We start from the raw sequence: 12,483 nt of genomic DNA on the forward strand, positions 1-12,483 counted from the left end.
GCGTTGCATGTTATTAGGCAGTTACACTATTTTGTTTCATCCATTGCCTTATTTAACTTATCGAAGTAAGGCTGTATCACTTCTTGATGTAGTTCATAATTTTTTCTTTCTTTATCTGATAACCGCTCGGGATGAAGTACTCCGTCCTTATCAGTCATTTTTGATGTGTAGTACATCATGTCTTTCAGCAAACCTTCAAATTGGACAAATTCCTCCTTGCTCAATACACTCTTAGCCTTTTCAAGTTTTTCTTGAAAAGATTCGTCTGTATCCAGTGTTCCTCCATTTAATTTTGTAAAGAATGGCTGAAGAGATGTGGTCAGCTGCGTATATTCTTTTTGCTCTTCAGCGCTCAAGCGTTCGGGATGAAGAACTCCTTCGCTATCTGCAATCTTTAAATTATAGTGCCCAATTTTTTCAAGTAAGGTCATGAATGTTGTAAACTCTTTTTCGCTTAATTGCTGTTTTGCGGATTGCAATTTTGATTCCAGCTCTTCATACGCTTGTTGTGTTCCGCCAGCTTGAATCACTTGTTCCTTTGAACCATATATCGTGTCTGCGATATATGAATACGCAGCAAAAGCTCCTGTGGGTACCAATAATGAAGCAGCTACAATGCCTGCTACCATACGTTTTTTCATCTGTCTTCCTCCTTGTGTATGTGTACGTTCATCCATAATTTTTTCTTTCAATTCTAGTGAAGCCGTCACTTCTCTGATTTTTCCTATATGAGGGAATGAACGGATTTGTAAGCACCCTGAATTATTTTCTCATCCAGTTCTCCATACACTTTACAGCTGCCGGCTAGCGTAAGCGTAATGAGTGGGAGCATCTTTATTTGTATTCTTCATCCGCTACTCCTCTTTCAGCCTTACACTATATATTGGCAAGAAAGAAGTATACCGTTCGATTTTTTTGAAGAAAATTATAAACAAAGTAGTTACATCTTCAAACAGACCCATTTAGCAAGCATAAAAAATAGACCTCCCTTGAGCTAATAAAGCTCAAGGAAAGGCCTATATACATATCTACTGCTTTTTATTTATCCTGCTTTGTGTTCAGAGCAATTAAACTAGCGAAGTCATGAACCAGTGTCGCTGCCAAAAGAGAAGTAATCTGCGTCGGATCATACGGAGGAAGCACTTCCACCAAATCGAATCCGATATAATTGAAGCCGGTCAAGGAACGAACCATTTCCAGCGTTTCAAGACTGCTGAATCCACCCACCTCAAGCGTACCGGTTCCCGGCGCGCAAGACGGATCGACAAAATCGATATCAAAAGTCAAGAAGCAAGGTGTATCCCCAATTGTCTCCCTAAGCTCCTGCAGCAGGTTCTCGAATCCTCGTTTACGAAGGTCTGGCGTTGTGATGACACGATATCCCAAATCATAGCTGGCCTGCAAATCTCCAGGATGATTAAGCGTACCACGAATGCCGATCTGGAAAACTTTATCCGGCTGAAGCAATCCTTCTTCATGTGCACGAATAAAAGGAGAGCCATGCCAGTATTTTTCATCATAATACGTGTCCCACGTATCCGTATGAGAATCAAAATGAATCATAGCGACAGGACCGTATACTTTAGCTGCGGCACGCAGGCTCGCTAGCGTAACAGAATGATCTCCACCTAACCCGATTGGTACAATGCCTTGTTGCATCAATCCAACTACAGACTGTTCGATAAGCTCATAGCTGCGGTGGATATTATGCGGAATGACAGGCACATCACCGATATCAATTGCATTCGTATCGTCAAATGGATACACGTTATGAATGGGATGATAAGGGAATAGCGTCATGGATGCCTGACGGATCGCTTGCGGTGCAAATCTGGCGCCTACCCGGAAGGAGGCGGCTGTATCGAAAGGCATACCTAGAATAGCGATCTTTGCGTTTTCACGCTGGGAAGGCAAACGCATAAATGTTCCGGTTGTGCAAAATTCCGGCTTTACATCGGGTGACAATGGATATTTCATTTTATTTATTCCTCCGTTTTTTCCGTTATTTACTCATACTCGAATGTTAGTCGTCTTCTCTCTCGTATAGGTAAACACGGCTGCCTCTAAAATCATAGAAAGCAGAACAGCAATGAGGAATAATTTACTTTGCATAATCTCAACCCCCATCCCGTGGAACAGGTGTATTTTTGTTGTACATTATTAGTATATAGCAAATTATATGCCAATTTTCACACAAGTAAAAAAGCTTTTTTCTATGCTTCCTGTCGAGAATTTATGCAAAATAGAATAATTTATGCACTTCTGAGGATTCGTGAAAACAACGTTTTGCAGACGCCTCGTTAGTTTTTCATGTAATAGAAGTGGAAGAAACTACATGTCGCTTTCTTGCTTTATAGCGACATATATATAAATTACATTTGATATTTTGATAGGGGAGTGTGGTTGAAAGGAGGAGATTCGGAAAAAAGACCCGCCCATCAACCGAATAAGTACGGTTTAAAGGGTCAGGTCTTTTACTTTATTGCTTAATCAATTCTAATGTAACCGGTACATTTTTTTCTACTTTTTCACCCGCAGCCACTTTCTTAGCTACCTCAATTGCCTGCTTACCGATTAAATCCGGCTTCTGTGCCACAGTTGCGCTCATGCTGCCTTGTTTTACTGCAGCTACCGCATCGTCTGTTGCGTCAAACCCTACAACGACAACATCTTTCAAACCGGCAGACTGAATGGCTTTAAGCGCGCCGAGCGCCATTTCATCATTATGTGCGAACACACCCTTGATGTCTTTATTTCCTTGGAGGATGTTCTCCATAACGCTCATGCCTTTTGCACGATCGAAATCGGCTGGCTGTTTAGCCACAACTTTTACACCGCTCTCTTTATCCATAATCTCATGGAACCCTTTTCCGCGTTCACGGGCAGCTGAAGCTCCTGGGATACCTTCCAATTCAACAACATTTCCTTGCTTTCCGATTTTCTCAAGTAAATATTCGGCTGCCATTTTGCCGCCTGCTACGTTGTCAGATGCAACATGGGATACGACTTCACCGCCCTCTGCACTACGGTCTACTGTAATGACCGGAATGTTAGCGCGATTCGCCGATTTAATGGCTGAAGCAATCGCAGCTGAGTCAGTCGGATTGACGAGCAGTACGTCTACTTGTTGCTGAATCAAATCTTCGATACCGGAAATTTGTTTTGCCGGATCATCCTGAGCATCCACTGTAACAAGTTTCATATTGTTTTCTTTTGCCGCTTTCTCTGCGCCTTCTTTTAATGTAACGAAGAATGGATTGCTCTGCGTGGATACAGCCAGACCGACCGTGATGTTTTCTTTCTTCCCATCTGTCGCACCCTTGTCAGCTGTGCCAGGCGCCTGTGTTGTGCAGCCTACCAGCATAGATAAGCCAAGCATGCCTACTGCAAGACCTTTGAATATCTTCTTCATTGTTGTAGCCCCCTTGGATATGTTTTATGTTATGCTGCCTTTTTGCGGTCAAGCAAAACGGCAAGCAGAATGACTGAACCTTTGACAACTTGCTGATAGAAAGAAGAAACCTCCAGCAAATTTAATCCGTTATTGAGTACACCGATAATCATAGCCCCGATAAGCGTACCGAAAATCCAGCCTCGACCGCCGGATAAGCTGGTTCCACCAAGCACAACGGCTGCAATTGCATCCAGCTCATAGCCCATTCCGGCGTTTGCCTGTGCGGAATTAAGGCGCGATGTCAAAATAATGCCCGCAAGCGCGGATAGAAAACCGGTAAGCGCATAAATATAGATTTTCACCCGGCTGACTTTAATACCAGAGAGAACAGCCGCTTCCTCATTGCCGCCAATCGCATATACGCGACGTCCGAATGCTGTTTTCTTCAGAATAAAATACAGCACCGCGAAGCAGCCGAGCGTCCAAATAACCGGCACCGGAATAGTAAATAAATAACCGGCACCAAGCATCGTAAACATGTCACTGTCAAATCCGGTAATCGGGCGTCCTTCCGTATATACGAGCGTCAGCCCACGGAAAATTGTCATCGTGGCCAATGTTGCAATAAAGGGAGCTACTTTTCCTTTGGCAACTAGAAGTCCATTCACCATCCCCATTATAGTGCCGGCCAGAAGCCCGACCAGAATTGCCAAGATCGGGTCCATACCATTGGTCATCAATCCCGCCGTCAATGCCCCAGAAAGCGCCAGAATGGCCCCTACCGATAAATCGATGCCCCCGGTAAGAATGACGAAGGTCATCCCGAACGCGATAAGTGCATTAATCGATACTTGACGCAGTACGTTTAGAATGTTGTTTAGTGTTAAAAAGTTGGGACTCATCACTGCGAGAATAATCGTAATAACAAGAAGTCCGATAAAAGGCCCCAACTTTTGCAGATTAAGTGAAAAAGATTTTTTGTCTGCCATGTTACTTTCCTCCGGTGGCCGCATGCATAATCTTTTCCTGCGTGGCCTGTGTTTTGTCCATTACCGCCGCCAGTCTGCCTTCGTGCATAACAAGAATGCGATCGCTCATGCCCAGAATTTCCGGCAATTCTGATGAAATCATAATAATGGTAACCCCTTCGGCGGTAAGCTGATTCATGATGTTGTAGATTTCTTTTTTCGCGCCGATATCGACGCCGCGTGTCGGTTCGTCAAGGATTAGCACCTTTGGCGTAATGCCCAGCCATTTACCGATGACAACCTTCTGCTGATTGCCACCGCTGAGCGACTTTACAGTCTGTTCTCCGCTGCTTGTTTTAATATTCAAGCGCTGAATCATATCACGCACCAACTGTTCCTCTTTGGAACCGGACATAATCCCATTTTTCGACAATGCGCTCAGATTCGTCAGTGCAATGTTTTCCCTTACAGAAAGCCCAAGCACTAATCCCTGCGCTTTTCTGTCTTCCGTTACAAATGCGATGCCGTGCGCAATCGCATCATCCGGCTTGCGGATGCGGACTTCCTTTCCATCTAGAAATACCTTTCCAGTCTGTTTCTCGCTTACACCGAATAGCGTACGGGCTATCTCTGTCCGACCAGACCCCATTAGACCCGCAATGCCAAGCACTTCACCACGCTTTGCGGAGAAACTAATGTCAGAAATAATACCGCCGTCACCAAGCATTTCTACACGCAAGCGTTCCTCACCGATAACTGTTTCACGCTCTGGAAAGCGTTCTCCAAGCTGGCGCCCTACCATCATGCGCACGACTGTATCCAGGTCTGTTTCCTTAATTGTTTCTGTACCGACGAACGTACCATCACGAAGTATGGAGATCCGATCACACATGGCGAAGATTTCTTCCATTCGATGTGATACGTAGACGATCCCTACACCTTGGGAACGAAGCTCTCTCATTACGTTGAATAGTGCTTCGATTTCACGATCAGTTAACGCAGCGGTCGGCTCATCCATAATCAATACCTCTGCATTCACAGACAACGCGCGTGCTATCTCGATCATTTGCTGCTGCCCGATCGAGAGCTTGCCTGCCTCCATGCCAGGATCGAGATGTACACCTAAGCGACCAAGATATTCACGCGTTCTTTGCTTCATCTCCCGTGTGCGAAGAATGCCTGTTTTGCCGTAGCATAAATCCCGGCCCAAAAACATATTCTCCATCACAGTTAATTGGGGAATGATATTTAGCTCCTGGTGAATGACTGCAATGCCCAGTTGTTCCGCTTCCTTCGGGCTTCCGATCTCAACTTCTTGGCCACGAACTTTGATATTCCCTGCATCCTTCGTATAGATGCCTGTGAGGATTTTCATCAGCGTGGACTTTCCAGCCCCATTCTCACCCATCAACGCATGAATCTCGCCTTTTTCCAGTGAAAACGAAACATTTTTTAATACGTTTACTTTGCCAAACGATTTATCAATTCCTGTCATCTCAATGAGCGTGTTCATTATGCAACACCCTTTTATCTAAAAGATCACGCCGGATGTCAAAATAATATTGGCATATGGCGTCGCTTCCCCTGTCCGGATAACAACTTTCGCCCGTCCGGTCAGTTGTTTGAACTCTTCATGCGATACATAGGATACCACCGTATCGGACAGCATAACATTGACCTGCCCTTCCACTTCCGGGTTATGCGCCTGAATTTCTTCAGCCAGCGTAGCCGCTTCCACATGCATTTCTTGAAGAACGATTTCCAATGTTTCAATAAAAGAAGGCAATCCCGGTTTTAATGCCAGGTCGATACGCGGCACTTCATTCGGAATCGGAAGACCGCAATCTCCAATAACAATCGTATCCGTATGACCAAGTTTTGCGATAACTGCTGCAATTTCACTATTTAAAATTCCAATTTTTTTCATCACTTTACCCCTGTTGCCTTACTTGCTAAGCTGTTGTAAGAATGCTTCTACCTGCCCGTGCGATGGCATACCGCCCTGAGCCCCGAATTTCGTTACGGATAACGCGCTGGCCGCCACCGCGTAGCGCACTGCATCCGCCAACGGATAACCGCGTCCGATCATGACCGCCAGTGCCGCATTAAACGTGTCACCAGCTCCGGTTGTATCGACTACTTCTACCTTACACCCAGGCTGATGAGCTACCGAGCTTTCACCAGTACTGTAGTAGGCACCATCCTCGCCTTTTGTCATTACAATCGTACCGGGATATCCAGCCATCACTGCTTTGAACTCTTCAGCTTCTTCTAAATGCTTACCTAGCAGAATCCCCAACTCGTACTCGTTTGGCGTCAAAATCGTAATCTTCTGCAATACATCCTCTGAAAGCTCTGTCGCCGGTGCCGGATTTACAATCACCGGAACATTGTACCGACTGGCGATGCGTACCGTTTCTGCTACTGATTCAAGCGGAATTTCCAGTTGAAGCAGAATGGCATCAGCTTTCTGTATCACTGTCTCAGCCTGCCTTACTTTATCTACAGTTACTGCATGATTAGCGCCCGGAACGACGATGATCGAGTTATCTCCACTCTCCACTACGATAGAAGCAATACCGGTCGCCACATCTGTAACCGGTTCCACATCATCCACGCAAACACCCTCTCGCCGGAGATTCTCCATTAACTCTCTTCCAAAGCTATCATCACCCACACAGCCCACCATGCGCACTTCGGCTCCTAGCCGGGCACAGGCTACCGCCTGGTTAGCGCCTTTACCGCCGGGCAGTGTAGAGAAACGACTACCCAGCACTGTCTCTCCCAATGCCGGAACGCGCGGTGTCTCGGTGACCAGGTCCATATTAATACTGCCGACCACCACAATTTTCGGATGCTTCATCCTTTACACCCTCCTTGTTGTTCCTCGCTCGATGAGCTGTACGTCCAATTCGTAATACAGCGAGTCAAGCGGCTGCCTTTCAATCATTTTTATTAGCATACGCGCAGCCAGCGCTCCCATGTCATAAATCGGCTGTGCCACTGTCGTCAACTCTGGGTACACAATCTCTCCCATAGCAATACCGTCAAAGCCGATAATCGCTAAGTTCTCAGGAATAGAAATGCCGAGTGTCTGTGCCGCCCGCATTGCCCCGATCGCCATCGTATCATTGCCGGCGAATATCCCGTCAATATCGGGGTACTCCTTGAGCAGAGTGAGCGTCGCTTCTGTCGCCCGCTTCATATCATAGTTACCCGGTACAATGAGTCCAGAATGGAACCATTCCTCTCGTTCCGCGACATCTAGATACCCCCGGCAACGCTCGTCTGCATTCATCAACTGCACAGGTCCCCGAAGATGTGCGATTTTACGGCATCCTTGCGCCAGTAGAAGCTCGGTCGCTTTCCTCGCTCCTTCGCGGTTTTTGGATGTAACCATCGGCACCTTATCAGACAAGATGGCCCGGTCCAACACTACAACCGGCATATCAAACGTATGCACTTCATCTGCCGTCAGCGCTGTGGAAGCGAGAATAAAGCCATCAATATAGCGCTGCTTTAACGCTGCTATATACTGTTTTTCTTTTTGTGCACTCTCATCAGAATTCCCGAGAATTGTGGTATATCCGTACAATTGCATAACGTCTTCCACCGCACGAGCCAGTTCTGGAAAGAACGGATTCGTAATGTCAGGCACCATCAGGCCAATTGTGCTCGTTCTTTTATTTGATAAACTGCGGGCTACAAAATTCGGCGTATAATTCAGCGTTTTAATCGCCTTTAAAACCTTACGCTCTGTTTCTTCGTGCACATAGCCGCTACGATTTAATACACGTGATACTGTCGCTACGGACACACCCGCAAGCTTCGATACATCCCTAATGGTAGCCATCCGTCTCTTCCTTCCTCACTGTCACAATGAATGTGTAATCGGTTACACATTCAACAAAAAAATAGTGATACAAAAGCTATTATGTTATAAGTAACCGGTTACACACTTTATTTAACCCTACTATAAACCGTCTATTTATTATTTGTCAATCATAATTTTATAAATGTGTTTTACTCTTTTTGTGTCCATTTGCAATGAAAGACGCCTGATGGATAAACGCCTCCCTCTCGCACTCTTGAATAGCTGTGACGATTCGTCGTATCTCTGCCGTCATACAGCGAAGCTCACGCAAAAACTCCCGGCGCATGTCTCGCCGTCTCTCTTCTCCTAGTTGCAGGTATCGTGTCAATACGCCGGGCACACCTTCGATAATGAGTCTAATAATGCGCTCCTGGAGTGCAGGAGGTGTTATCAGAGCATACGGCAGCACCATATCCAGCAGAAACAGAAGGTGGCGAGATGAATCGTATACTTCGCGGTCGACTATACATGAATCATACGACTGATCGGTTTGTTCCTTTAATGTATGTAGAATAAGCAGAAGCTCCCGTTCATCTGGCCATTCCCGTACCGTTTCCATCCGCTTCTGTATCGAACATGTGCGCCGAAACAGACGGGCCAACCATAACTCCTTCATTTGCTTTTCACTCCTTCTTCCGCTTGTCCGGTTTATCTTAACAGTATGGCACAATTTTCTTTTAGCCATTCTGTTCCTTATTTTTACGTCGAATCCACGACTGTATGTCCTGGAAAGAAAGAGGGGCAAATACGAGCGCCCATATGCCCACCATATAGGAAAACGCAAATTTAAAACCATGGCTCAATAGCGAGATAAGATACGCCTGCCGCCAATCCATACCAATAGCAGCGAGAGAGAAACTCATCACGCTCTCATATGTACCAATCCCTCCCGGTGTAAAATGAAATACCTGCCCAGCAATTGTCATGCTATTCACCCATACCCCGGAAAGAAAAGAGAGATCCATCCGAAGTGCACGAAGCACTCCTACTACTACCCACGCTTCCAGCAGCCAGCTTACAAGAGTCGCTCCTGCAATCAAAACCCCATCCGCTCCGGCAAAACCGTTTCGCAAAAGACGAAAATGCTTCTTCCAGAATTGGTATTTCTTGTCACGTAAACCGATGTAAATAAGACATCCTGCAATGACCGCGCCTCCAAGAGCCAACCAGAAGACAAGCGTGGAATGCGACAGTCCAAGCGCCAGAATACCTGCCGCCGCCATTCCGCCCAACACAAACATATCCAAAAGCCGTAACACGACGACAGAATGCGTTGCCTCGTCCCATGCAACAGCATCTCGTTTTACGATATAGCCGATACGCACGGCATCGCCCGCTTTCACCGGAAGTATGTGGTTCAAAAACAGACTGTAAAACAATCCATACAAACAGACCATAAATGAAACGCGTCGCCGCAAATACACACGCCATGCCCATGCCCGTAATACGAATGCGCCCAAATACATCACCAACATCCATACGAGCCAACCAGGACGCGTAAGCAATGTCTTCCCCCGCTCCCATACAAGCTCCCAATCGAATACATGCACTGTTAGCATAAGAAACATGCTCAGCAATAAGGCACGGATTAACCAAATACCTATCTTTTTCATTTATAAATCAAAAACCTCCAAAGGTTGCCAAATTGAGTAAGATGTAAAATAATAAAACAATGTAATTATCATGACTACATGAAAAACTAAGAAAAGGTGGTTTTTTATGAAGTTGGACCATATATTGTCATACAGAATTGAAAAGTTGAAAACATTGCTTGCACTGACCGCTGCCGAGCATGATTTCGATTTCCAACACCCAATTGTACTATATATAAGCCAGAAGCTTGACCAACTTATTATAAAGGCAATGCAGCAAAAGGAAAACTGCGCTTCTGCGCTATAACAGCCAATAACCTCAAGGGTGTTGATTATCCAGTACGATCCAGAGTAAATAGCCACCACACCGTGCTCCAAACGGACGTCGGTTCGTCTCCCACACGAAAGCGTAGAGGGTCACTTTTTGCCCTAGCCAGGCGAGACCGCAAAACATCTGGGTAGACACGAAGAGGGAGACCGTTGCTGTCCTCTTTCGCCTGGCTGGGGCATGCGCTCGGGAAGGAAGACGAAAAGCCTTGTTTGTGTCCCGTTGTGGTGGTCTTTTCCTCTCTGAACAATCAACAGGTGTGCTATCCCCTACTTACCCTTCGGGAAAGCCAGGCTTTGCCTGATGCCGGTTTAACCTTTCCGCTTCCGCTTACTCTTGATTTTTTTGTTTTGTGACTTTCACTTACTCGACTTGAGGCTCTCTTCTTTGTATTTTTTGTCTTCGGCTGGCTTTGCTTGGTATTTGTACGCATAGGCCGTGCCTGTTTTTTTACTCGTGTATCTTGTGAAAGAAACGGCGAAACAGACGACGCCTGCCCTTCCGGACTGCGTGAAGTATAGGAGGCTGCCTCTTCGCCACCACCAGTTTCTTTTTGTACAACCGGCGCTGGTTCAGGGTGCATAGCCGAAGCTGGCTCATGGTGCATAACGGGTGGTGATTCAGGATGTACAACCGGTGCTGGCTCATGGTGCACAACCGATGCTGGTTCAGGGTGCATAACGGGTGCAGGTTCAGGATGCACAATCGGTGCAGGTTCAGGATGCATAACCGGTGCAGGTTCGGATTGTTGTGTATGCTTTCCTTCCTCTTTAGCTTTGGAGAAATGCATGATCTCGCTTTCTACCTCTACCTCTTCTTGTTCATACGCCACATGAATCTTTTCCCTTTCCGAACCCATTTCCATCTCATCTTCATCATCCATTTCAAAGGCAAAATCCGCCTCCTCATCCTCGGCCACAATCCATGCATCCGTGAAATCATCCTCCGCCTGAACATACGTTCCTATCTCTTCTCCTTCCTGATTTTCCGAATACTCCCATTTGTCTTCCACCGCACTCTCCTCCTTTTTCACCTTTTGTCTTTCTACAGGGTCAGAACTTTGCGCCTCTTCCATTTTCTTCTCTGTTACCTTTTCCTTTACACAACTGATATGGTAAATTCCGTGTGCGAATAGAATAATTACTTCGTGCCCCTGTACAAGCAATACATCACCCTGTCGGCTTCCGGCCATCATGCCACATACATCGCTTTCCCCACAATGAATCCGCACATAACGGTGTGTCAAACGATTGATGAGCTCTTTGAATTTTGCTTCATTACAATATGGATTTTCTTTTCCTTCATGTACTTGACTATGTCCGTCCACATCCTGAACATTCATGGTGATACTTCTGATTTGCTCGGTTTTATAATAAATGTGCTCGCCGTTCTTCTGCTCAATAACGAGATAATCGTCCTTTACTCCCAGCAATCGTCCATTCACCTCGGCATCACTCGACTTATTAACCTGAATGGCATTTCCAAGCCAATACTCCAGCGGCGATTCGGTATCCTTTTCCCTCATCTTTTCCCTCCTTTCCCACATAATATTAGTTGGGTAGGCCGCTACATACCTGCCTTGAAGTAGCGGCTTCCTTTCCAATATTGCCAGCCGTCCTTCTTGCTTTTGTTTTCTGTTCTCTCTTGTTCTTTCTTCTCTTGTTCTTTCTTCTCTGGTTCTTTCTTCTCTGGTTCTTTCTCCGCTTTTTTTACTCCCATACTGATACTGCGGATAGAATGCTTAAAGATGACAACCATTTCATCATGTGCGATAAGCAACACGTAATCCGGAAAGATATCGCCAAGCACCCCTTCCACTTGTTCTTCGCCGCCGCGGTTGATCTGAACCCAACAGTATTGCAGCCCTTCTATAATCTTGTCAAACGAATCTTTCTTTACGTATTCCGGTATAGCCTTTGCTAATTCACCTTCCAAATCGGAAGTATCCCGTGAATCCATGCTCATACTGTGGATATGATGACGGCGATAATAAATCACACCACCTTTTGCCTCATGAATAACCAAATAATCGGACGTAGCATCGAGTAAACGGCCCGCTCCCGATGTCGCACCTTTCCAACCAATACGTGTATTCCTGCCGATGAATGACTTCAAATCATAGCTATCCTCCATTCCTGCTCCCCCCTTCACTATCTGCATTACAATGTCCGTCATACGTTGATACGTTGATACATGTATACGTGACCCGGGCTACCCAAGATATGGGGAATTCGCCTGAATTGTGCACATTTCCGCGTGTGCCTAAATAAAAAAGCGCTCCTCACTGGAGCGCCTTTCCACCTTCTTCTTTATTAAAGGTGTATGCT

At 45.9% G+C, this 12,483-nt stretch carries 13 protein-coding genes; 1 reads left to right on the plus strand and 12 read right to left on the minus strand.

Annotated features, from left to right (window positions below; genetic code table 11):
* Window positions 1-26: 26 nt before the first annotated feature.
* The 10 genes from AF333_RS00625 to AF333_RS00670 form a co-directional block, all read right to left on the minus strand.
* Complete coding sequence (locus tag AF333_RS00625) at window positions 27-641, minus strand: DUF3600 domain-containing protein (protein ID WP_158502282.1); 615 nt, start codon at window positions 639-641, stop codon at window positions 27-29.
* Window positions 642-1,038: 397 nt separating this feature from the next.
* Window positions 1,039-1,977, minus strand: a complete 939-nt coding sequence (gene speB / locus AF333_RS00630; protein ID WP_043063844.1) for an agmatinase — start codon at window positions 1,975-1,977, stop codon at window positions 1,039-1,041.
* 502 nt (window positions 1,978-2,479) lie between these two features.
* Window positions 2,480-3,412, minus strand: a complete 933-nt coding sequence (gene rbsB / locus AF333_RS00635; RefSeq protein ID WP_043063843.1) for a ribose ABC transporter substrate-binding protein RbsB — start codon at window positions 3,410-3,412, stop codon at window positions 2,480-2,482.
* Window positions 3,413-3,441: 29 nt separating this feature from the next.
* Window positions 3,442-4,383, minus strand: coding sequence for an ABC transporter permease (locus AF333_RS00640; protein ID WP_043063842.1), 942 nt, complete (start codon window positions 4,381-4,383; stop codon window positions 3,442-3,444).
* A gap of 1 nt (window position 4,384) precedes the next feature.
* Complete coding sequence (locus tag AF333_RS00645) at window positions 4,385-5,875, minus strand: sugar ABC transporter ATP-binding protein (RefSeq protein WP_043063841.1); 1,491 nt, start codon at window positions 5,873-5,875, stop codon at window positions 4,385-4,387.
* Window positions 5,876-5,893: 18 nt separating this feature from the next.
* The gene (gene rbsD, locus AF333_RS00650; protein WP_043063840.1) at window positions 5,894-6,289 is read right to left on the minus strand and encodes a D-ribose pyranase; all 396 of its coding nucleotides are present in this window, start codon (window positions 6,287-6,289) and stop codon (window positions 5,894-5,896) included.
* A gap of 18 nt (window positions 6,290-6,307) precedes the next feature.
* On the minus strand, window positions 6,308-7,225 hold the full coding sequence (gene rbsK / locus AF333_RS00655) for a ribokinase (protein ID WP_043063839.1): 918 nt from the start codon (window positions 7,223-7,225) through the stop codon (window positions 6,308-6,310).
* Window positions 7,226-7,228: 3 nt separating this feature from the next.
* Entirely contained in the window at window positions 7,229-8,215 is a 987-nt protein-coding gene (locus AF333_RS00660) for a LacI family DNA-binding transcriptional regulator (RefSeq protein ID WP_043063838.1), read from the minus strand.
* Window positions 8,216-8,372: 157 nt separating this feature from the next.
* Window positions 8,373-8,852, minus strand: coding sequence for a hypothetical protein (locus AF333_RS00665; RefSeq protein WP_043063837.1), 480 nt, complete (start codon window positions 8,850-8,852; stop codon window positions 8,373-8,375).
* A gap of 61 nt (window positions 8,853-8,913) precedes the next feature.
* Window positions 8,914-9,849 carry a lysylphosphatidylglycerol synthase transmembrane domain-containing protein gene (locus tag AF333_RS00670; protein WP_043063836.1) on the minus strand — a complete coding sequence of 312 codons (936 nt, stop codon included), beginning with the start codon at window positions 9,847-9,849 and terminating at the stop codon, window positions 8,914-8,916.
* 106 nt (window positions 9,850-9,955) lie between these two features.
* On the opposite strand from AF333_RS00670, the gene AF333_RS00675 reads away from it, so the two are divergent.
* Complete coding sequence (locus tag AF333_RS00675) at window positions 9,956-10,135, plus strand: aspartyl-phosphate phosphatase Spo0E family protein (protein ID WP_043063835.1); 180 nt, start codon at window positions 9,956-9,958, stop codon at window positions 10,133-10,135.
* Between the two features lie 283 nt (window positions 10,136-10,418).
* Here AF333_RS00675 and AF333_RS00680 read toward each other — a convergent pair whose 3' ends face one another.
* Both AF333_RS00680 and AF333_RS00685 read right to left on the minus strand, forming a co-directional pair.
* Entirely contained in the window at window positions 10,419-11,681 is a 1,263-nt protein-coding gene (locus AF333_RS00680; RefSeq protein WP_043063834.1) for a hypothetical protein, read from the minus strand.
* 41 nt (window positions 11,682-11,722) lie between these two features.
* The gene (locus tag AF333_RS00685) at window positions 11,723-12,289 is read right to left on the minus strand and encodes a hypothetical protein (protein ID WP_043063833.1); all 567 of its coding nucleotides are present in this window, start codon (window positions 12,287-12,289) and stop codon (window positions 11,723-11,725) included.
* Window positions 12,290-12,483 lie beyond the last annotated feature (194 nt).

It is taken from the genome of Aneurinibacillus migulanus (assembly GCF_001274715.1).
Taxonomy (GTDB): domain Bacteria; phylum Bacillota; class Bacilli; order Aneurinibacillales; family Aneurinibacillaceae; genus Aneurinibacillus; species Aneurinibacillus migulanus.